Source organism: Streptomyces arenae (assembly GCF_022343545.1).
Classification (GTDB): Bacteria; Actinomycetota; Actinomycetes; order Streptomycetales; family Streptomycetaceae; genus Streptomyces; species Streptomyces humi.
Map to the genome: position 1 here is coordinate 52,931 of NZ_JAKQYH010000055.1, position 20,444 is coordinate 73,374.

Consider the following 20,444-nt stretch of genomic DNA (forward strand, 5'->3'; position numbering starts at 1 on the left):
CCTCGACCGGGACTCCATGACCGAAAGCCGCCCGATCGAGTGCCCCGCGGAGCGCCGGCTACGCCCCCAGCGCCCGTGACACGGTGAAGATCAGTACGCCGGCCAGCGATCCGACCACCGTGCCGTTGATCCGGATGAACTGGAGGTCGCGCCCGATGTGCGCCTCGATCTTCCGGGTGGTGTGCTCGGCGTCCCAGCCGGCCACCGTGTCGGTGATCAGCGAGGTGATCTCCTTCCGGTACGTGGTCACCACGTGCACGGCCGCGCCCTCGACCCAGCTGTCGACCTTCTCCTGGACCTTGGGCTCCGTGGCCATCCGGGCGCCCAGGGAGATCAGCGAGGCGCGCACCCGCAGCCGCAGTTCGCTGCGCTCGTCCTCGGCCGCCGAGACGATCATGGACCGTACGGCCGTCCAGGCGGACGCGATCAGGTCCTGCACCTCGCCGCGGCCGAGGACCTCGCCCTTGAGGCGTTCGACCCGGGCCCGGGTGTCGGTGTCGGACTGGAGGTCGTTCGCGAAGTCCGTGAGGAAGCGGTCCAGGGCACCGCGCGCCGGGTGGGACGGCATGTCCCGCATCTCGGCGCAGAACCGCAGCAGTTCCTTGTAGACGCGCTCGCCGACCCGCCGGTCCACGAACCGGGGTGTCCAGCCGGGCGCGCCGCCCTGCACGGCGTCCATCACCGAGTCGCCGTGCGTGACCAGCCAGTCGTGGGCCCGGCTGACGACCAGGTCCACGACCCGCTTGTGGCCCTGGTCGGCGACGATCCGCTCCAGCATCTTGCCGATGCCGGGGCCGATCTCCTGGGCGTCGGCCCGGCGGGTGATCGCCTCGCCGACCACGGCCTGGACGTCCGAGTCCCGCATCACGGTCAGGGCGCCGCGCAGCGCGGTCGCCAGCTCGGCCGTCACCCGGTCGGCGTTCTTCGGCTCGGCGAGCCACGCACCGAGCCGGCTGCCGATGCCGACGGCGTGCAGCCGCTGCCGTACGACGTCCTGGGAGAGGAAGTTCTCGCCGACGAACTCGCCCAGCGAGACGCCCAGCTGATCCTTCTTCGTGGGGATGATCGCGGTGTGCGGGATGGGCAGGCCGAGGGGGTGCCGGAACAGGGCGGTCACCGCGAACCAGTCGGCCAGCGCGCCGACCATGCCCGCCTCGGCCGCCGCCGCCACGTAGTCCGCCCAGGCGCCGGCGCCCGCACCGGACGCCCATTTCGCCAGCGCGTACACCAGGGCGACGAACAGCAGCAGGCCGGTCGCCGTGGTCTTCATCCGCCGCACGCCTCGCTGACGCTCCTCGTCGGCGGGCGTGAAGGCGTTCATCGACTTGTACGACGGTACGGCGCCCGCCCGGCCGCCCGGCCCGCCGTCCGCCGTCTCCGTAGGTTCCGCCATCCGCTCCACCCGTCCGCAGCCGGTCACCCTCACGGTGATCCCGCACATATTGTCCCTTGCTGACCTACTCCCGGAACGGAACAAGAGTTCCCGTCGTCTGTATGTTCGGGAAAATTGCGGCAGGCGCCGTTGGTCGGAGCCGCCCACAGGTCGAGGAGAGCCACATCAGCATGACCCGGCGTCACCACGGGTACGCCCTGCTCGGAGCGGTCGTCGCCCTGATCGTGGCCCTGTCGGCCACCCTCTACGCCGTCGTGGCCGCCGACGACGGGACGCCCACGGCCACCACCGTGCCGGGCGGCGGCCCGCACGGCGCCTCGGCCGCGCCGGTCTCCGCCGGCACCTGGGTCGGCTCCTGGGCCGCGGCCCCGGTGGGCGGCGAACCGGGCACCGGGAGGACCGGCCTCGCGGGCCGCTCCGTGCGCAACGTCGTCCACACCAGCATGTCCGGTACGCGCGCCCGGGTCACCCTGTCCAACCTGTACGGGCAGTCCGCGCTCACCCTCACCCACGCGTCCGTCGCGCTCGCCGCGGGGCGCGGCACGGCGGCGGCCGACGCGGCGACGATGCGGCGGCTCACCTTCGGCGGGGCCGTCTCCGTGGTCATACCGGCGGGCGGGCAGGCCGTCAGCGACGCGGTGGCGCTGCGGGTGCCGCGCGGCGCGGACCTGCTGGTCACCACCTACTCCCCCACCGCGTCCGGCCCTGTCACCTACCACCCGCGGGCCCGTCAGATCTCGTACACGGCGGCGGGTGACCGCACGGAGGACGCGGGCGGCGGCGCGTACACCGGGCAGACGCCGTACTGGCGTTACGTCACCGCCCTCGACGTGCTGAGCGACGACTCCGACGGGACGCTGGTGGCGTTCGGGGACTCGCTGACGGACGGGGTCACCTCCACGACGGGCGCGAACCGGCGCTGGCCCGACGTGCTGGCGGGACGGCTGCGCGGCAGCGGGGGCGTGCCGCGCTACGGCGTGGTCAACGAGGGGATCAGCGGCAACCAGGTCCTCGCGGACGGGCTCGGGCGGCCCGCCGAGAACGAGCGGGGCGTCGGCCGCTTCAGCCGGGACGTGCTGGGCCGCCCCGACGTCAGGGTGGTCGTCGTCGACCTCGGCATCAACGACATCCTCCGCAACCCCGGTCTCGCCGACGCCGACGCGGTCACCGGCGGGCTGCGTGCGCTCGTCCGCTCGGCCCACGCCCACGGGATCCGGGTCGTCGGGGCGACCCTGATGCCGTTCCGGGGCCACCGGGGCTGGACCCCGGCCAGGGAACGGGTGCGCCAGGAGATCAACGAACGGATCAGGTCGGGCCGGGTGTACGACGCGGTCACCGACTTCGACAAGGCGCTGCGCGACCCGTACGCCCCCGACCGCCTTCGCCCCTACTACGACTCCGGCGACCACCTCCACCCCAACAACCAGGGCTTCACAAAAATGGCCACCACCCTCAACCTCCCCGACCTGACCGCCGGCAGCTCAGCGGCACTGTAGAGACTGTCGATCCACCGCCCCCTCCATCCGCCACAGCGGTGAAGGCGGGTGCGGGGTCGTGGGGGCTGAGCGCGCAGTTCCCCGCGCCCCTGGGTCGGCTGCCCTGGTGTTGGTCGACAGTCACCGCACCAACGGTCGCCGCGGACGGTGAGACAACCGCTCCGCCTCGGTCCGCCGGTGGTGGGGGTGATATCGGCGTTGCTCAGTAGTCGTCGTGTCTGCGGTGGTGGCGGTTTTCGCGGCGTTCGTCGCGGAGTTCGCGGCGTTGCTCGCGGAGGTCGTGGCGGGACTCGTGGAGTTCTCGGCGGTTCTCTCTGCGGGCCAGTCTGTCCTGGCGGCGTTCTTCCTTGAGGCGGCGGCGTTCTGCCTTCGTCACCTTGTGCTCCACCTCGACGCCACCCCAGAACGCCAGGCCGGTCACGATCACCCTGGGGGCGCCCGGATCCGGCAGCGTCTCCTCCTCGTGGTGGTCGAAGCCGCCCATGATGCCGATGCCCCGCATCACCACCTCGACGCCCGGCGGCACGATCACGCTCACCCCGCCCATCACCGCCACGCAGTTGATCTCCACCTCGCGGTCCGCGAAGTTCGCCTCGCGCAGGTCGATCTCGCCGCCGCCCATGAGCGCGAAGCAGGTGAAACGCCGGGGCACCGTCCAGCGGCCCTTGCGCTGGAAACCGGAGAGCAGGGCCACCGCCCAGGACGAGGTGCCCTCGCCGCCCACGATCCGGCTCCGCCAACTGCCGTCGTCCAGCGGGGGCTTGGTCAGCGACACCGTGGGAGCGCCGGTCGCCGGCAGATCCCTCGTGATCGGCGCCAGCTCCCCGTACGTACGGGCCTGGTACGTCGCCTCCAGCCGCTCCTCGAACTCCGCCATGTCGAGCCGCCCCTCCGCGAGGGCGTCCCTGAGGATCTCGGCGACTCGTTCACGATCGGCGTCGGAGGCACGCAACTCCGGGGCATCGTCGGTCATGACAGCAGACTACGAGTTCCCGGCGGCCGGGACTACGCGGTCGTACGCTCCGCGTAGATCGTCGCGATCACCGACTCGATGTCCGGCTCCCGCACGGACAGGTCCACCAGCGGGTACTCCGCCGCGATCCGCGCCACCAGAGGGGCCGCCGACTCCGACGCCGGGAACGCCAGCCACTGCCGCGGCCCCTCCACCCGCACCACCCGCGCCGACCCGCCCGCCTCGATCGGCGGGAGCTCCCGCTCCAGGTCGACCACCAGGGTCCGTTCGCTCTCCCCCACCTCGTGCAGCCCGGCAAGCGGACCGTCGTACATCAGCCGCCCGTGGTCGATGACCATCACCCGGGAGCACAACTGCTCGATGTCCTGGAGGTCGTGCGTGGTCAGCAGGACCGTCGTGCCGCGCTCCACGTTCAACTCCCGCAGGAACTCGCGGACCTTGGCCTTGGAGATGACGTCCAGGCCGATCGTCGGCTCGTCCAGGTAGAGGACGTCCGGGTCGTGCAGCAGCGCGGCCACGATGTCACCGCGCATCCGCTGACCGAGCGAGAGCTGCCGTACCGGCACGTCCAGCAGCGCACCCAGGTCCAGCAGTTCCACCAGCCGGTCCAGGTTCTCGGTGTAACGGGCGTCCGGGATGCGGTACATGCGGTGCATCAGCCGGTAGGAGTCGACGAGCGGGAGGTCCCACCACAGGGTGGTGCGCTGGCCGAAGACGACACCGATGCGGTGGGCCAGTTTCGTGCGCTCGCGGGACGGGTCGATGCCGGCCACCCGCAGCCGCCCCGCGCTCGGGGTCAGGATGCCCGTCAGCATCTTGATCGTCGTCGACTTCCCGGCGCCGTTCGGCCCGATGTACCCCACCATCTCGCCCCGCGCCACCGTGAAGGAGAGCGTGTCCACGGCCCGTACCTGCCGGCGCTCCCGTTTCAGGAAGCCGGTCTTCTTGCGGACCTCGAAGACCTTCTCGACCCCGTCGACCTCGATGAACATCGTCAACTCCCCGTCAGCTTCCCGTACTCCGATAGGACCTGAGACCCGCCCGCCACGCCAGGCCCGCCAGCGCGCAGCACACCGCCGCCACCAGCGGCGGCGACCACACCGTCCACTCCGGAAGCCGCAGCGGGTACGGCCGCCCCAGGACGTACGCGGCCGGCACCCAGTTGACGAAGGCCAGCGGCAGCATGAACGTCACCCCGCGCACGAAGTCCTTCCCGAACACCGTCGGCGGGTACTGGAGGAGCGTCGTACCGCCGTAGGTGAACGCGTTCTGCACCTCGGCCGCGTCCTGCGCCAGGAACTGGAAGGCCGCGCCCGCCACGAACAGCGCGCAGAAGAGCACCGCGCCGCTGCCCACCATCAGCGGCAGCAGGAGCAGTTTCGCCGCGGTCCAGTGGACGTCGACCGAGACCGCCGCCCAGCCGAGGACCACCCCGCCCTGGGTGATCCGGCCCAGCCGGCGCAGCGCGAACCGGTCCGCGCCCACCTGGGCCAGCACCGGGGCCGGCCGGACCAGCAGCGTGTCGAAGGAACCGTCCCGGATCCGGGACCCCAGCACATCCATCGAGCCCAGCACCAGGTCGGCCACCCCGAACGCGGTCGCCGACAGGCCGTACAGGAAGGCGACCTCGGGCAGCGACCAGCCGCCCAGCGAGTCGACCCGCGTGAACATCAGCAGGATCGTCGCGAAGTCCAGGCCGGTCACCAGCAGGTTCCCGGCCACCGTCAGGAGGAAGGAGGTCCGGTAGATCATCGTCGAGCGGACCCACATCCCGGCGATCAGCCGGTACGCCCGCAGCCCCTCCAGGGCACGCTCACCCACCCTGCACCACCACCCGCCGGGTCGCCGTCGACTGCAGCAGCCGGCCCGCCACCAGCAGCGCCACCGCCCACGCGGCCTGGAACGCGAACGCCTCCGGCGCGCCGGTCTCCCCCATCAGCACATCCGCCGGCGTCTGGATCAGCGCCGCCCAGGGCAGCGCCCGCGCGATCTCGCCGAGCGCGCCCGGGAACACGTTCAGCGGCAGCGTCATCCCCGAGAAGAAGATCCCCGTGATCATCATGACCTGGTTGACGCCCATGCCGTCCAACAGCCAGAACACGCTCAGCGCCGCCAGGTAGCGGATACCGAAGCTGACGACCATCGCCAGCAGCAGCGCGACCAGGAAGGCCGCCCAGGTTCCGGCGTCCGACGGCAGCGTCATCGGGAAGAACACCGCACCGAACAGGAAGGGGATCACGCCCCGGCCCAGCAGCTGGAACAGCGAACGGCCCAGGTCCGTCGCCAGCCACCACAGCTGAAGGTCCGCCGGACGGTACAGGTCGATCGCGATCGCGCCCGTGCGGATACGCTCCATCAGGTCTTTTTCGACACCCCCGCCCTGGATGGCGAGCGTCGCGTACAGGCACTGGCCGAGCCACACATAGGTGACGGCCTGCGTCTGGTCATAGCCTCCGAGGTGCGGTTTCTCGTCCCACAGCGCCAAGTACGTGTAGACGAGAATGATCCCGAAGGCAGTATTGGTGAACACCCCGGCCGCGGTGGCCGCCCTGTACGTCGCGTACCGTCGGAAACCCCCTGCCGCGACGGCCGTGTACAACCGTCCCGCGCCCACGCCAACCGACCTCCCGGACCGCCCGACACCGAAGCGCAGGAGCCTACTGCGCCGGCGACACCGCAGGCCACGCAATTTCCGTGACCGAAGCGTGCCGGAATCCGGGAACGGAACGCGCGGTGCGAGAGTCTTCATCAGGGGGCGCAGAAGCGTACGAGGTCGTACGGGAGAGAACGTACGACGCGAAACAGGAGTCCGTGCACGACATGAGCGACGAGCCGCAGCCGCAACAGCCGAACCAGGGCGGCGGAGGCCCGACGGAGCCGCCGGCTGCGGCCGGGGAGAAGCAGACGAAGCCGCCCGCGGCGCCGGAGGAGGCGAAGACACCACCACCGGCCACGAGCAGCGGGCCGGGAGAACCGCCGTCCGCCACGAGCGGGTCGGGGGCGACACCGTCCGGCGCGGCCGAGGCCGGGAAGACGCCGTCCGGCGCCGCCGAGGCCGGGAAGACGCCGCCGGTCGTGCCGGGGGCCCGCAGGCCCTCGTCGGCGACGGCGGCCGGGGAGACGAAGAGACCCCCGGCGGCCGTGACCTGGGGTGCCAAGGCGGCACCGGGGGCGGCGGGCGGTGACGCGCACACGCAGCGGCTCACCGCGGTCAGGGCCGACAAGCCGAAGCCGGCCACGCCGGCCGGCGGGACGACGAAGGCGGCTCCGGCCGGGGCAGCTGGGGCGGCCAGGGCAGCTGGGGCGGCCGGGGCGGCTGGGGGTGGGCAGGACACGCAGACACGGCAACTCGCGGCGATCCGGGCGCCGAAGCCGGCAGCGCCCACCGCGGCCATGGGATCCGGGTCGGGATCCGGGTCCGGGTCCGGGTCCGAGCCGCCCACGACCGGCCCGGACCCGAAGGGGGGCGCGAAGAAGATGAAGAGGCCCAAGCGGACCGGATGGCGCCGGATCATCCCCACCTGGCGGATGGTGCTCGGCACCTTCGTCCTCGGGACCCTGCTGCTGATCGGCCTGTTCTTCCTCGGCTACTCGATGGTGAAGATCCCCGCGGCCAACGCGTTCGCCATCAAGCAGTCCAACGTGTACCTGTACGCCGACGGCTCCCAGCTCGCCCGCGACGGCGAGGTCAACCGGGAGAACGTGACCCTCGCCCAGGTGTCCAAGGACGCCCAGCACGCCGTGCTCGCCGCCGAGGACCGCGACTTCTACACCGAGTCCGCCGTCGACCCCAAGGCGATGCTGCGCGCCGCCTGGAACACCGCGACCGGCAAGGGCACCCAGTCCGGCTCGACGATCACCCAGCAGTACGTGAAGAACTACTACCTCGCGCAGGAACAGACCGTCACCCGCAAGGTGAAGGAGGTGTTCGTCGCGATCAAGCTGGACCGCAGCGAGTCCAAGGACCAGATCCTGGAGGGCTACCTCAACACCAGCTACTTCGGCCGTAACGCCTACGGCATCCAGGCCGCCGCCCAGGCCTACTACGGCAAGGACGCGGCCGACCTCGACCCGGCCCGCGCCGCCTACCTCGCCGCCCTCGTCAACGCGCCCAGCGAGTACGACGTCGTCGCCCACCCCGAGAACAAGGCCGCGGCCGTCGCCCGCTGGAACTACGTCCTGGACGGCATGGTCAAGAAGGGCTGGCTCAGCGCGTCCGCACGGGCCGGCATGAAGTTCCCGATGCCCAAGGAGCAGACCGTCTCCACCGGCATGTCCGGGCAGCGCGGCTACATCGTCAACGCCGTCAACGACTACCTGATCAAGAACAAGATCGTCGACTCGGACTCCCTGGAGGCCGGCGGCTACCGCATCACCACCACCCTGGAGAAGGACAAGCAGAACGCCTTCGTCAAGGCGGTCGACGACAAGCTGATCTCCAAGCTGGACAAGAAGAACAACAAGGTCGACAACTACGTCCGCGCGGGCGGCGCCTCCGTCGACCCGAAGACCGGCAAGCTCGTCGCCATGTACGGCGGCATCGACTACGTGAAGCAGTACACCAACGGCGCGACCCGCGGCGACTTCCAGGTCGGCTCCACCTTCAAGCCGTTCGTGTTCGCCTCCGCCGTCGACAACGGCTCCACCACCCAGTCCGGCCAGACCATCACCCCGAACACCTACTACGACGGCACCAACAGCCGTCCCGTCCAGGGCTGGTCCGGCGGCGCCTACGCACCGGAGAACGAGGACGAGAAGTCGTACGGCCAGATCACCGTGCGCAAGGCCACCGACCTGTCCGTGAACTCGGTGTACGCGCAGATGGCCGTAGACGTCGGCCCGTCCAAGGTCAAGCAGACCGCGATCGGCCTGGGCCTGCCCGCCGACACCCCGGACCTTCAGCCGTACCCCTCCATCGCCCTCGGCACCGCCACCGCCAGCGTCGTCGACATGGCCGAGGCGTACGCCACGCTCGCCAACCACGGCAGGCACGGCACGTACACCATGGTCGAGAAGATCACCAAGGACGGTACGGAGGAGATCAAGCTGCCGGAGTCCAAGACGACCCAGGCCGTCAGCCGGCAGGCCGCCGACACCACCACGTCGATCCTGCAGAGCGTCGTCGACAACGGCACCGCCACCGCCGCCCAGGCCGCCGGCCGCCCGGCGGCCGGCAAGACCGGCACCGCCGAGGAGGACAACGCCGCCTGGTTCGCGGGCTACACCCCCGACCTCGCCACCGTCGTCTCCGTGATGGGCCAGGACCCGGTCACCGCGAAGCACAAGTCGCTGTACGGCGCGCTCGGCCTCGCCCGCATCAACGGCGGCGGCGCCCCCACCGAGATCTGGGCGCAGTACACCAAGGCCGCCCTGAAGGGCACCGCGCCCTTCGCCTTCGACCTCGACCTCCAGGCGGGCGCCGAGACCGAGGCCCCGGCCACCCGGAGCCCGGCCACCCCGGGCACCGGCGGCCAGGACAACGGCGGGACCACCGGCGACCAGACCAACGGCGGCACCACCGACGGCGGCCAGGACAACGGCGGCACCACCGGGGGCGACCAGAGCAACGGCGGCACCACCGGCGGCGCCACGACGAACGGCTCCACCACGTCCGGTACCACCGACGGCGGTACGGCCTCCGGCACCAGCACCGGTACGACGACGTCCGGCACCGACTCGGGCACCTCCACCGGCACCACGACCGACGGCACCAGTACCGGCACGACCACGTCGGGCACCGACTCCGGCACCTCGACGGGGACCACGGCGGGCGACAACGGCGGCTTCGGCTTCGGGTGACCGGCGCGGCCGCACCGGGGTGACCGGTGCGGCGGTCAGTGACCGCTGGTCGCCTTGAGTCCCACCACGGCGACCAGCAGCAGACACACGAAGAAGATCCGGGCGGCGGTGGCCGGCTCCCCCAGCACCACCATCCCGAACACCGCCGCCCCCGCCGCCCCGATCCCCACCCACACGCCGTACGCGGTGCCGATGGGCAAGGACCGGGCGGCGTACGACAGCAGCACCATGCTGGCGACGATCCCGCCGCCGGTGAGCAGACTGGGCACCAGCCGGGTGAACCCGTCCGTGTACTTCATGCCGACGGACCAGCCGACCTCCAGCAGACCGGCGACGACGAGCAGGACCCAGGCCATGACGGACACCTCCGAGACGTGTTGCGAACGGGGTGCGTCGTCTTTGCGTTGTCGCTCGGGCCAGGCGGCCCCCACGGTCCCGGTACGGCGCGTCTCGTCGGGCGGGCTCCTTCGAAGGTAGCAAAGAAACGACAAAAAGGGCTGGTGACCGCAGTCACCAGCCCTTTTCTACCGTCGAATCACAGATACAGGCCGGTCGAGTCCTCCGAGCCCTCGAACCGGTCGGCGGCGACCGCGTGCAGATCGCGCTCCCGCATCAGCACGTACGCCACACCGCGCACCTCGACCTCGGCACGGTCCTCCGGGTCGTACAGCACCCGGTCGCCCGGTTCCACCGTCCGGACGTTCTGACCGACCGCGACCACCTCGGCCCAGGCCAGCCGGCGCCCGACCGCCGCCGTGGCGGGAATCAGGATGCCGCCACCCGACCGGCGCTCGCCCTCCCCGGTCTCCTGCTTGACCAGAACCCGGTCGTGCAGCATCCGGATGGGCAGCTTGTCGTGCTGGCTGCTCTGCTCGTCTCTCTTGGCGCTCACGCCTTTGAACCTACCTGCCTCTGGTCAGCTCTTACGCCGCCGGGTGCCGCTGAAGACCAGCAGCCCGACCACGCCCACGGCGACGAGGGCGACCGGCACGACCCGCTCGAGCCGTGGCGCGCCCTCCTCGTCCACGAACTGGGCCTTCACATCGCTCACGACCCGGTTGACCTGGACGTAGGCACGTCCGAGGGTGTGATCCACGTTGGCCGCGACCTTGGCCTTCGCGTCGCCGACGATGGTCTTCGGGTGCACGCGCACCCCGATCTCGTCCAGCGTCTCGGCCAGCACGTCGCGGCGGCGCTTGATGTCCGCCTCGATCTGCGCCGGGGTTCTGGTGTCCGACGTCTCCGCCACCGTAGGCCCTCCGAAGTCTGCCGTACTGCATGTTCTGGACAGTCTGTCAGTTCTCGCCACGGTCGCCATGTCAGGACCCCCCGTTACGCTAGACCGATGAGCGAGCGACTCCAGCCCGGGGACGTAGCCCCCGACTTCACCCTCCCCGACGCCGACGGCAACGAGGTGTCCCTCTCCGCCCACAAGGGCCGCAAGGTCATCGTCTACTTCTACCCGGCGGCCCTCACACCAGGCTGCACGAAGCAGGCGTGCGACTTCACGGACAACCTCTCCCTCCTGGCCGACGCCGGCTACGACGTCCTCGGCATCTCCCCCGACGCCCCGGAGAAGCTCGGCAAGTTCCGCGAGAAGGAGAACCTCAAGGTCACCCTCCTCGCCGACCCCGACAAGAAGGTCCTGGACGCGTACGGCGCGTTCGGCGAGAAGACGAACTACGGCAAGACCTACCTGGGCGTCATCCGCTCCACGATCATCGTGGACGAGACCGGCAAGGTCGAAAAAGCCCTCTACAACGTCCGCGCCACCGGCCACGTAGCCAAGATCATCAAAGACCTGGCCATCTGACGGCCCCCAGATCCACCACTGACGGCTCACACCGGGTCACCTGGTGTGAGCCGTTCCTCATCTTCCGGACGTGACTCTCCGACAAACGACCCGTTACTCCGTACGAGCGGCGAACACGCGGCCGGAACGGAGGGGGGCTCGATGGGGGCCAGTGCGTACACCAGGGAGCGGCTGGAGGAGGCGGCTCGTGGGGCGCGGACGTTGTCGGAGGCGCTGGGGAGGCTGGGAGTGGATCCGCGGAGTTCGACACGGCGGTACGTGTACGAGCGGATGAAGAAGCTGGGTGTGGACGTGTCGCACTTCGAGCGGGAGGGAGTGAAGTGGACGCGGGAGGTGCTGGAGGAGGCGGTGGCGGCGTCGACGAACATGTGCGAGGTGCTGCGCAGGCTAGGGCTGGACGTGGTGGGCGGGCATCACACGCACATCAGTCGGCGGATCAGGGCGTACGGGATCGGCACCTCGCATTTCCAGGTGCCGACGCGACAGGGGAAGCCGTGGCGGCCGCGGACCCCCGATGGGCTACTCGTGGAGCAGCAGAAGGACTGCGCCCGGCGCATCCCGAGCGACCGGCTCAGGTGGGCGATGACAGCGATGGGCGTGCCGGAGCGCTGCGCCCAGTGCGGTACGGAGGCGGTCTGGCGGGGACACCGGCTCCCACTGGAGGTCGACCACATCGACGGCAACTGGCGTGACAACCGGATCGAGAACCTGCGGTTGCTGTGCCCCAACTGCCACTCCACGACGGACAACTATCGTGGCCGTGGCAAAGGTGGGGTTTCATGAACGGGGGCAAGCGGTACACACGGGAGCAGCTGGCCGAGGCAGCCGCACAGTGTTCCAACATCGACGAGGTCATCGCCTTCCTTGGTACGCGCCCCTACGCCAAACTCGATCGCTACCTGATGCGGCGCTTCGCACACTTCGACATCGACGTCTCACACTTCAGCCGTTGGCGCAGGTTGCCGCGCCCCACAGGCCACGAACTACGCACGGCTGTCGCCGGGTCGACCTCCATCGCGGGGGCGCTACGCGCCCTTGGGCGTCCCGACAGCGGCAGACAACGCGCCCTACTACGTCAGTGGGTCGCCGAGGAGCACCTGGCAACGGAGCACTTCCTGGGTCAGGCGCACCAGTGCGGCAAGCCCGGCATGGTCCCCGCCAAGCGCGCCGAAGAAATTCTGCTCCAGCACGATGGAAGGCGCCGGACCAAGACCTGTCTACTACGCCGCGCTCTGCGCGAGGTCGGCGTGCCCGAGGAGTGCGCCGAATGCGGAGTCGGTCCCGTCTGGCTCGACAAGCCCATGACGCTGGAGGTCGATCACATCAACGGGGACTGGAGCGACGACCGGCAGCAGAACCTGCGATTGCTGTGCCCGAACTGCCATGCGGCCACGAGCACCTGGTGCCGAGGAGGCACACACCGAAAGGCGTAGCCCCGTACACTGAGCGAAGCAAAACGGCAGCTCTGAGAAATGTCCGTTTTGGTGCGGTCGTGGCGAAATAGGCGATACGCGCGGGTTTTAGGTGCCCGTGGGAGAAATCCCGTGTGGGTTCGAGTCCCACCGACCGCACCCAAAGAAGGGGCCGTCCATCTGGGCGGCCCCTCTCCCGTTTCTCAGCCCAGCAGCTCCCGCACCACCGGCACCAGCGCCCGGAACGCCTTGCCCCGGTGGCTGATCGCGTTCTTCTCTGCGGGGCTCAGCTCGGCGCACGTCCGCGTCTCGCCCTCCGGCTGGAGGATCGGGTCGTAGCCGAAGCCGTTCGTGCCCGACGGGGTGTGGCGGAGGGTGCCGCGGAGTTGGCCCTCGACCACGCGTTCCGTGCCGTCCGGGAGGGCCAGGGCGGCGGCGCAGGCGAAGTGGGCGGACCGGTGTTCGTCGGCGATGTCGGAGAGCTGGGCGAGGAGCAGGTCCAGGTTGGCCTTGTCGTCGCCGTGGCGGCCGGCCCAGCGGGCGGAGAAGATGCCGGGGGCGCCGTTCAGGACGTCGACGCAGAGGCCGGAGTCGTCGGCGACGGCGGGCAGGCCGGTGGCGCGGGCGAGGGCGTGGGCCTTCAGGAGCGCGTTCTCGGCGAAGGTGACGCCCGTCTCCCGGACGTCGGGGATGTCGGGGTACGAGTCCGCGCCTACCAGTTCGTGGGGCAGGCCCGCTTCGGCGAGGATGGCGCGGAGCTCGGTGATCTTCCCGGCGTTGCGGGTGGCGAGGATCAGGCGGGGCGTCGTGGTCATGGGTGGCAGTATCGCAAGTGCCACGGCGGCCGGTTACGGCGTGCAGACCTTGGTGAGTTCGCCGGCCGCGTCGGTGACGGGGGTGACGTCGGGGGTCGAGTCGCCGTTCCTGATCGAGGTGCGGACGTTGTCCACGGCTTTCTGGAGGCCGTCGACGGCCTTGTTGACGTCGGTGTCGTCGGTCCTGTCGCCGATTTTCTTCAGGTTCCGCTGGATGGCGTCGAGGGAGGTGTCGGCCTGGGTGGGGTCGTTCGCGGCGTTCTCGACGGCCTGCTGGAGCTCGGTGACGCTGTCGGCGATGGAGTCGGCGGTCTGGACGCAGTCCAGGGCCTTGTCGACGGTGTCGCAGCCGGTGAGCAGGGCGGCGGTGAGCGCGGTGGTCGCGGCTACGGCGGCGATGGCGGTGCTGGTGCGACGGCCTCGGCGTCGGCTGGCGGCCATGGATGTGTTCCCTCCCCGTTGACGGCTGGCCGGGCGCACGGTTGTTCGTGCCGTGCGCCCGTAGTCATAGGGACGCTGGGGCGGCCGCCCGGGTTGCCTCGGCTTTTTTGGTTTCCTTTACCGTTCCGCCGCGGCGGATTCGAGGGCCGCCCGCTGGATGGCGGCGAGGTCGGTGCAGCCGGCGACGGCGAGGTCGAGGAGGGCGTCGAGTTCGTCGCGGGCGAAGGGTTCGGCCTCGGCGGTGCCCTGGACCTCGACGAAGCGGCCGTCGCCGGTGCAGACGACGTTCATGTCGGTCTCGGCCTTCACGTCCTCCTCGTAGCAGAGGTCGAGGAGCGGGATCCCGCCGACGATGCCGACGGAGACGGCGGCGACGGTGCCGGTGAGGGGCTGGCGGCCGGCCCGGACGAGCTTGCGTTCCTTCGCCCAGGTGACGGCGTCGGCCAGGGCGACGTAGGCGCCGGTGATGGCGGCGGTGCGGGTGCCGCCGTCGGCCTGGAGGACGTCGCAGTCGAGGACGATGGTGTTCTCGCCGAGGGCCTTGTAGTCGATGACGGCGCGCAGGGAGCGGCCGATGAGGCGGGAGATCTCGTGGGTGCGGCCGCCGATCTTGCCCTTGACGGACTCGCGGTCGCCGCGGGTGTTGGTGGCGCGGGGCAGCATGGCGTACTCCGCGGTGACCCAGCCCTCGCCGCTGCCCTTGCGCCAGCGCGGGACGCCTTCGGTGACGGAGGCGGTGCAGAAGACCTTGGTGTCGCCGAAGGAGACGAGGACGGAGCCTTCGGCGTGCTTGCTCCAGCCGCGTTCGATGGTGACGGGGCGGAGTTGTTCGGGTGTGCGGCCGTCGATGCGTGACATGACGACGAGCCTATCCATAGCGTGAGAAGGGGCTCTGCCCTGTGGTGGGAAGAGCCCCTGGGGAGTGAGCGGGTGGGCTCACGCTCACATCATGTCTTCGATCTCCGCGGCGATCGGGTCGGCGTCGGTGCCGATGACGACCTGGATGGCGGTGCCCATCTTGACGACGCCGTGGGCGCCGGCGGCCTTCAGGGCGGCGTCGTCGACCTTGGAAGCGTCGTGCACCTCGGTGCGCAGCCGGGTGATGCAGCCCTCGATCTCGTCGATGTTGTCGATTCCGCCGAGGCCGGCGACGATCTTCTCAGCCTTGCTGGCCATGTTCTTTCTCCCTGATCCGAACCGCTTTGTCGCAGTAACCCACAGTTGGCCCATCTTTGCGAGCGGTCGTGCCGTGGGTGCCGAATGATGGCGAGCACCGCGGCGGAACCGTCGCCGACTGGTCTACACCAGCGGGCGGGCGGTCGCCAAACCCCCTGCGGTGCAGCCGAGCGGCCCGGAGGACGCGCGATGAGTGCCGAGAGCGCCGACAGCACGGTCAGTCCCGCGCGGGAGCGGTGGCACGCCCTGTTCCAGGGGTTGCAGAAGATGGGGCGGAGTCTTCAGCTGCCGATCGCGGTGCTGCCGGCGGCGGGGATCCTGAACCGGCTGGGGCAGCCCGACGTGTTCGGGGAGCAGGGGCTGGGCTGGACGGACGTGTCCAAGGTGATGAAGGGCGCGGGCGGCGCGCTGCTCGACGGGTCGATCGGGCTGCCGTTGCTGTTCTGTGTCGGGGTCGCGATCGGGATGGCGAAGAAGGCGGACGGTTCGACGGCGCTGGCGGCGGTGGCGGGGTTCCTCGTCTATTACGGGGTGCTGCACCAGTTCCCGCAGGGCTGTCCTGGTGGTTCGAAGGAGTTGCCGGGGATCGGCTGCCAGGTGCGTGACGGTTCGGTGTCGGCGTTCACGTTCCAGAACCCGGGGGTGTTCGGGGGGATCGCGCTGGGGTTGCTGACGGCGTACTTCTGGGCCCGTTTCCATCGGACGCGGCTGGTGGACTGGCTGGGGTTCTTCAACGGGCGGCGACTGGTGCCGATCATCATGTCGTTCGTGGCGATCGGGTTCGCGGTGCTGTGTCTGTGGGTGTGGCCGCCGGTCGGCAGCGGCCTGGAGAGCTTCAGTCAGTGGCTGCGGGACGCGGGGTCGTGGGGTGCGGGCGTGTTCGGGGTGGCGAACCGGGCGCTGCTGGTGATCGGGCTGCACCAGTTCCTGAACGTGCCGTTGTGGTTCCAGTTCGGCAGTTACACCACGCCGGACGGGCAGACGGTGCACGGCGACATCAACATGTTCCTGGCGGGCGATCCGGACGCGGGGCAGTTCACCTCGGGTTTCTTCCCGATCATGATGTTCGCGCTGCCGGCGGCGGCGCTGGCGATCACGCACTGCGCGAGGCCGCACCGGCGCAAGGAGATCGGCGGTCTGATGCTGTCGGTGGCGCTGACGTCGTTCGTGACGGGCATCACCGAGCCGATCGAGTACTCGTTCATGTTCATCGCGCCGCTGCTGTACGCGGTGCACGCGGTGCTGACGGGGGTGTCGATGGCGGTGACGTGGGGGCTGGGGGTGCACGACGGGTTCAGCTTCTCGGCGGGGCTGATCGACTACGTCATCAACTGGCGGCTGGCGACGAAGCCTTGGCTGATCGTTCCGATCGGCCTGGGTTTCGCGGCCGTCTATTACGCGATCTTCCGGTTCGCCATCACGAGGTTCGACCTGAAGACGCCGGGGAGGGAGCCGGAGGACGAGGTGGAGGACGTCACGAAGGCCTGAGCAGCGCGTGTCCGAAAGGCGTACAGCGCGTAGTTCTCCGGTTGCGGAATTGACGGGTTCCTTATAAGCCCCCCATCGTGTACAACAGGTCTACACCACTGAGTGGTGTAGACCACCACCGATGGAGGAAGTATGACTACCGCCACCGCAACGGCGGCCCCCACGAAGAAGTGGGGATCCGGACTGTTCCAGGGCCTCCAGAAGGTCGGCCGCAGTCTTCAGCTCCCTATCGCCGTGCTGCCGGCGGCCGGTCTGCTGCTCCGCTTCGGTCAGCAGGACATCCATGACAAGCTGCACCTGCCCGACAAGGTCACGGCGGTCTTCGCCACGGCGGGTGGCGCGATCTTCGACAACCTCCCGATGCTGTTCTGTATCGGTGTCGCGATCGGCTTCGCCAAGAAGGCGGACGGCTCGACCGCGCTGGCGGCGCTGGTCGGCTTCCTGGTCTACAGCAACGTCCTGAAGGCGTTCCCGGTCACCGAGGCGAAGGTCCAGGCGGGCGCGGACATAGCCGCTACGTACAACAACCCCGGTGTGCTGGGCGGCCTGGTGATGGGTCTGCTGGGCGCGGTGGTCTGGCAGCGGTTCCACCGCACCAAGCTGGTGGACTGGCTCGGCTTCTTCAACGGCCGCCGGCTCGTCCCGATCATCATGGCCTTCGTGGGCACGGTGATGGGCGTCTTCTTCGGCCTGATCTGGGAGCCGATCGGCAACGGCATCTCCGACTTCGGCAAGTGGATCACCGGTCTCGGCGCCTTCGGCGCGGGTCTGTTCGGTCTGATCAACCGTGCGCTGATCCCGGTCGGCATGCACCAGTTCGTGAACACCGTCTCCTGGTTCCAGATCGGCGACTTCAAGAACTCGGCCGGCGTGGTCGTGCACGGTGACCTGACCCGCTTCTTCGCCGGTGACCCGACGGCCGGTCAGTTCATGTCCGGCTTCTTCCCCATCATGATGTTCGGTCTGCCGGCCGCCGCCCTGGCCATCGCGCACACCGCCCGCCCGGAGCGCCGGGCGGCCGTGCTGGGCATGATGATGTCGATGGCGCTGACCTCCTTCGTGACCGGTGTGACCGAGCCGATCGAGTTCACGTTCATGTTCATCGCGCCGCTGCTGTACGTGATCCACGCGGTGCTCACCGCCCTGTCCATGGCGATCACCTGGGCGCTCGGGGTGCACGCGGGCTTCACCTTCTCCGCGGGTGTCATCGACTACATCCTCAACTGGAACCTGGCGACCAAGCCCTGGCTGATCATCCCGATCGGCCTGGTGTTCGGGGCGGTCTACTACTTCGTCTTCCGGTTCGCCATCGTCCGCTTCAACCTCCCCACTCCGGGCCGTGAGCCCGAGGAGGAGATCGAGGACCTCACGAAGGCGTGAGTGGTCCGGCCTCGGCATGAGTCATGACGAAGGCCCCCGCAGCCCGGCGGCTGCGGGGGCCTTCGCCGTACTCACGCCTTCGCCGTACTCACGGTCCTGAACTCCGTGGTACGGCTGTCAGATCTCGTACGTCACGCGCGGCACCGCGAGTTCCACCGGGCCGTCGAAGACCTCGCGGGCGTCGGTGAGGTTGACGCTGGGGTCGGTCCACGGCGGGATGTGGGTGAGGACCAGCTTGCGGGCCCCGGCGCGGGCGGCGGTCTCACCGGCCTGGCGGCCGTTGAGGTGCAGGTCCGGGATGTCCTCCTTGCCGTGCGTGAACGCGGCTTCGCAGAGGAACAGGTCGGTGTCCCGGGCCAGCACCTCCAGCGTGTCGGTGACCCCGGTGTCGCCCGAGTAGGTCAGTGACTTACCGGCGTGTTCGACGCGGATGGCGTACGCCTCCACGGGGTGCCGGACCCGCTCGGTGTGCACGGTGAAGGGGCCGACGTCGAACGTGGACGGCTTGACCGTGTGGAAGTCGAAGACCTCGCTCATCGAGGAGGCGGTGGGGGTGTCGGCGTAGGCCGTGGTGAGGCGGTGCTCGGTGCCCTCGGGGCCGTAGACCGGGATCGGGGGGCACGGGCCGCCGTCGTGGCGGTAGTAGCGCGCCACGAAGTAGGCGCACATGTCGATGCAGTGGTCGGCGTGCAGATGGCTCAGGAAGATCGCGTCGAGGTCGTAGAGACCGCAGTGGCGCTGCAGCTCGCCCAGGGCGCCGTTGCCCATGTCGAGGAGCAGCCGGAAGCCGTCGGCCTCTACGAGGTAGCTCGAGCAGGCCGATTCCGCGGACGGGAACGACCCCGAGCAGCCGACGACGGTGAGCTTCATGAAGCAGAAACCTCCGTTGGCGGGACACCCGGGCGGACCGGGAAATGGAGTCGGGAAACGAGGTGAGCGGGGGTCGTGCGGTTTGTCGAGCGTAAGGCGCAAAAGAGCCGGTCGCTCCTCCGCCAGGGGCCGTTGTGGGCGAACTCACCTGTGCTGTCACCGGTTCGGCTGGACCGAGGGCGCATCAGGATCGCGTAAGGGCGCGCGTCGATTATCTCGCGCCGGTAACGTCGTCGTATGGACACGTCATGGTGGCTCGCGCTCGCGGCGGTGGTCCTGCTCGCGCTGGTCGCCACGCTCGTCGACGGCTGGGGCAGGGGGCACCGGCCGCGCGGGCAGCGCACGCGCCCGCCGGGCCGCCCGCGGGGGACCCGCCCGGGGACCGGACGGCCGCACCCGGGGGACATCTGGTGGGCCAGCGTGCCCTACGAGGACGCTCCCGGCGGCAAGGACCGGCCGTGTCTGGTGCTGGCGGTGCGCGGCAACCGGGCGACCGTCGCCAAGATCACCAGCAAGTACCACGACGAGCGCGCCGGGGTCATCCCGCTGCCGCCCGGCTCGGTCGGGGACGCCCAGGGCCGGCCGAGCTTCCTGGAGACGGACGAGCTGCGCGAGGTCGCGGTGTGGGAGTTCCGGCGCCGGGTGGGCGTGGTCGACCCGGTGCTGTGGGACCAGGTGCGCCACCTGGCCGGGTGAGGCTCGGTTCACCGGCTCGGTTCTTCACCCGCTCACTTCTCCACCGGCTCACTTCTTCACCCGCTCAGTTCACCCGTACGGTGACGTGCCACTCCTCGATGGCCTTGCAGGAGACCTGGCCGGGTGCCGTGGGCTGCGCGCACAGCGGGCGCGTGGCGGTGAGGGTGACGGTGCCGGCGGCGACCGCCTGGTAGGCGGCTCCGGCGTCACCGCCGCGGAGCATGATCCCGTAGTTCATGGGCTTCAGGGCGGCCGTGTCGCCACCCGCGGTGATCTTCGTCCAGGGGCGCTGCTCGGTACCGGCCAGGGTGATCCGGACGGTGCCGTCCTTGGCCAGGCAGTAGGTACGGCCCCGGTCCGCGGCGGTGAGCTCGGAGGTCACGGGCGTGCAGCCGGCGGAGGAGCCGCCGGCGCTCGGGGTGGCGCTCGCGCTGGGGCTCGCGGTCGGGCTCGCGGTCGGTGAGGGGGACACCGCGCCGCTGCCCTTGTCGCCGCCCCCGCCCTGCGAGCCGCAGCCCGCCAGCAGGAGCAGCGTCGCCGCGGCGAGCGACGCGCGGTGGAACGTCGTACGGCGCATGGGGTGTCCGCCTTTCCGTCGGGGAACGGACCCTTGGTGCCGGTATGACGTATCCCCCGGTCATACGGATCCCGCACCCGGACGGCTTCCGGGGGCGGGATCCGGTCACTTCGAC

23 protein-coding genes, 1 tRNA gene and 1 riboswitch are annotated in these 20,444 nt (G+C 70.0%); of the genes, 9 read left to right on the top strand and 15 right to left on the bottom strand.

What is annotated here, in order from left to right:
* Positions 1–58 precede the first annotated feature (58 nt).
* Positions 59–1,441: a DUF445 domain-containing protein gene (locus MB828_RS24710; protein ID WP_133021668.1), complete on the bottom strand. Its 1,383-nt coding sequence runs from the start codon at positions 1,439–1,441 to the stop codon at positions 59–61.
* A gap of 122 nt (positions 1,442–1,563) precedes the next feature.
* On the opposite strand from MB828_RS24710, the gene MB828_RS24715 reads away from it, so the two are divergent.
* Entirely contained in the window at positions 1,564–2,889 is a 1,326-nt protein-coding gene (locus tag MB828_RS24715) for an SGNH/GDSL hydrolase family protein (protein ID WP_301650149.1), read from the top strand.
* Between the two features lie 202 nt (positions 2,890–3,091).
* Here the strand turns inward: MB828_RS24715 and MB828_RS24720 are convergent, their stop codons facing one another.
* The 5 genes from MB828_RS24720 to MB828_RS24740 are packed head-to-tail and all read right to left on the bottom strand — an operon-like array spanning position 3,092 to position 7,353.
* Positions 3,092–3,862, bottom strand: coding sequence for a DUF1707 SHOCT-like domain-containing protein (locus MB828_RS24720; RefSeq protein ID WP_301650150.1), 771 nt, complete (start codon positions 3,860–3,862; stop codon positions 3,092–3,094).
* A gap of 32 nt (positions 3,863–3,894) precedes the next feature.
* Positions 3,895–4,854 (bottom strand): ABC transporter ATP-binding protein, encoded by a 960-nt coding sequence (locus MB828_RS24725; RefSeq protein ID WP_301650151.1) that lies wholly within the window; start codon positions 4,852–4,854, stop codon positions 3,895–3,897.
* A 13-nt stretch (positions 4,855–4,867) separates the two neighbouring features.
* The gene (locus MB828_RS24730) at positions 4,868–5,632 is read right to left on the bottom strand and encodes an ABC transporter permease (protein ID WP_207920492.1); all 765 of its coding nucleotides are present in this window, start codon (positions 5,630–5,632) and stop codon (positions 4,868–4,870) included.
* 43 nt (positions 5,633–5,675) lie between these two features.
* The gene (locus MB828_RS24735; RefSeq protein WP_301650152.1) at positions 5,676–6,476 is read right to left on the bottom strand and encodes an ABC transporter permease; all 801 of its coding nucleotides are present in this window, start codon (positions 6,474–6,476) and stop codon (positions 5,676–5,678) included.
* 43 nt (positions 6,477–6,519) lie between these two features.
* The gene (locus MB828_RS24740; RefSeq protein ID WP_301650153.1) at positions 6,520–7,353 is read right to left on the bottom strand and encodes a hypothetical protein; all 834 of its coding nucleotides are present in this window, start codon (positions 7,351–7,353) and stop codon (positions 6,520–6,522) included.
* On the opposite strand from MB828_RS24740, the gene MB828_RS24745 reads away from it, so the two are divergent.
* Positions 7,340–9,661 (top strand): transglycosylase domain-containing protein, encoded by a 2,322-nt coding sequence (locus MB828_RS24745; protein ID WP_301650154.1) that lies wholly within the window; start codon positions 7,340–7,342, stop codon positions 9,659–9,661. The genes MB828_RS24740 and MB828_RS24745 overlap by 14 nt on opposite strands.
* Positions 9,662–9,696: 35 nt before the next feature.
* Here MB828_RS24745 and sugE read toward each other — a convergent pair whose 3' ends face one another.
* The 3 genes from sugE to MB828_RS24760 all read right to left on the bottom strand — a co-directional run bounded on the left by sugE (position 9,697) and on the right by MB828_RS24760 (position 10,910).
* Complete coding sequence (sugE, locus tag MB828_RS24750) at positions 9,697–10,017, bottom strand: quaternary ammonium compound efflux SMR transporter SugE (protein WP_133021662.1); 321 nt, start codon at positions 10,015–10,017, stop codon at positions 9,697–9,699.
* A gap of 31 nt (positions 10,018–10,048) precedes the next feature.
* A riboswitch (guanidine-III (ykkC-III) riboswitch) is annotated at positions 10,049–10,144 on the bottom strand.
* A 52-nt stretch (positions 10,145–10,196) separates the two neighbouring features.
* Positions 10,197–10,553 carry a GroES family chaperonin gene (locus tag MB828_RS24755; protein WP_093502483.1) on the bottom strand — a complete coding sequence of 119 codons (357 nt, stop codon included), beginning with the start codon at positions 10,551–10,553 and terminating at the stop codon, positions 10,197–10,199.
* A 24-nt stretch (positions 10,554–10,577) separates the two neighbouring features.
* Entirely contained in the window at positions 10,578–10,910 is a 333-nt protein-coding gene (locus tag MB828_RS24760; RefSeq protein ID WP_046730548.1) for a DUF3618 domain-containing protein, read from the bottom strand.
* Between the two features lie 96 nt (positions 10,911–11,006).
* On the opposite strand from MB828_RS24760, the gene bcp reads away from it, so the two are divergent.
* From bcp to MB828_RS24780, 4 genes are all read left to right on the top strand, one after another.
* Positions 11,007–11,474, top strand: a complete 468-nt coding sequence (bcp, locus tag MB828_RS24765) for a thioredoxin-dependent thiol peroxidase (protein ID WP_301650155.1) — start codon at positions 11,007–11,009, stop codon at positions 11,472–11,474.
* A gap of 141 nt (positions 11,475–11,615) precedes the next feature.
* Positions 11,616–12,257 (top strand): HNH endonuclease signature motif containing protein, encoded by a 642-nt coding sequence (locus MB828_RS24770; protein ID WP_301650156.1) that lies wholly within the window; start codon positions 11,616–11,618, stop codon positions 12,255–12,257.
* On the top strand, positions 12,254–12,907 hold the full coding sequence (locus MB828_RS24775) for an HNH endonuclease (RefSeq protein ID WP_301650157.1): 654 nt from the start codon (positions 12,254–12,256) through the stop codon (positions 12,905–12,907). Before MB828_RS24770 ends, MB828_RS24775 begins: the two co-directional genes overlap by 4 nt.
* Positions 12,908–12,960: 53 nt before the next feature.
* Positions 12,961–13,045 (top strand) — tRNA-Leu (locus tag MB828_RS24780).
* A gap of 44 nt (positions 13,046–13,089) precedes the next feature.
* Here the strand turns inward: MB828_RS24780 and rdgB are convergent.
* The 4 genes from rdgB to MB828_RS24800 all read right to left on the bottom strand — a co-directional run bounded on the left by rdgB (position 13,090) and on the right by MB828_RS24800 (position 15,318).
* A complete protein-coding gene (gene rdgB, locus MB828_RS24785; RefSeq protein ID WP_301650158.1) occupies positions 13,090–13,701 on the bottom strand; it encodes an RdgB/HAM1 family non-canonical purine NTP pyrophosphatase in 612 nt (203 codons plus the stop codon).
* A 33-nt stretch (positions 13,702–13,734) separates the two neighbouring features.
* Positions 13,735–14,142 carry a hypothetical protein gene (locus tag MB828_RS24790; RefSeq protein WP_133021659.1) on the bottom strand — a complete coding sequence of 136 codons (408 nt, stop codon included), beginning with the start codon at positions 14,140–14,142 and terminating at the stop codon, positions 13,735–13,737.
* A gap of 117 nt (positions 14,143–14,259) precedes the next feature.
* Positions 14,260–15,000, bottom strand: coding sequence for a ribonuclease PH (gene rph / locus MB828_RS24795; protein WP_046730544.1), 741 nt, complete (start codon positions 14,998–15,000; stop codon positions 14,260–14,262).
* Positions 15,001–15,084: 84 nt separating this feature from the next.
* Complete coding sequence (locus tag MB828_RS24800; protein WP_071372245.1) at positions 15,085–15,318, bottom strand: glucose PTS transporter subunit EIIB; 234 nt, start codon at positions 15,316–15,318, stop codon at positions 15,085–15,087.
* A 189-nt stretch (positions 15,319–15,507) separates the two neighbouring features.
* On the opposite strand from MB828_RS24800, the gene MB828_RS24805 reads away from it, so the two are divergent.
* Positions 15,508–16,806 (top strand): PTS transporter subunit EIIC, encoded by a 1,299-nt coding sequence (locus tag MB828_RS24805; RefSeq protein WP_133021658.1) that lies wholly within the window; start codon positions 15,508–15,510, stop codon positions 16,804–16,806.
* A gap of 132 nt (positions 16,807–16,938) precedes the next feature.
* Entirely contained in the window at positions 16,939–18,186 is a 1,248-nt protein-coding gene (locus MB828_RS24810; protein ID WP_133021657.1) for a PTS transporter subunit EIIC, read from the top strand.
* 117 nt (positions 18,187–18,303) lie between these two features.
* Here MB828_RS24810 and MB828_RS24815 read toward each other — a convergent pair whose 3' ends face one another.
* Entirely contained in the window at positions 18,304–19,056 is a 753-nt protein-coding gene (locus tag MB828_RS24815; protein ID WP_133021656.1) for an MBL fold metallo-hydrolase, read from the bottom strand.
* A 237-nt stretch (positions 19,057–19,293) separates the two neighbouring features.
* On the opposite strand from MB828_RS24815, the gene MB828_RS24820 reads away from it, so the two are divergent.
* A complete protein-coding gene (locus tag MB828_RS24820; protein WP_133021655.1) occupies positions 19,294–19,752 on the top strand; it encodes a type II toxin-antitoxin system PemK/MazF family toxin in 459 nt (152 codons plus the stop codon).
* Positions 19,753–19,816: 64 nt separating this feature from the next.
* On the opposite strand, the gene MB828_RS24825 is transcribed toward MB828_RS24820, so the two are convergent.
* Entirely contained in the window at positions 19,817–20,329 is a 513-nt protein-coding gene (locus MB828_RS24825) for a hypothetical protein (RefSeq protein ID WP_301650159.1), read from the bottom strand.
* Positions 20,330–20,444: the final 115 nt, after the last annotated feature.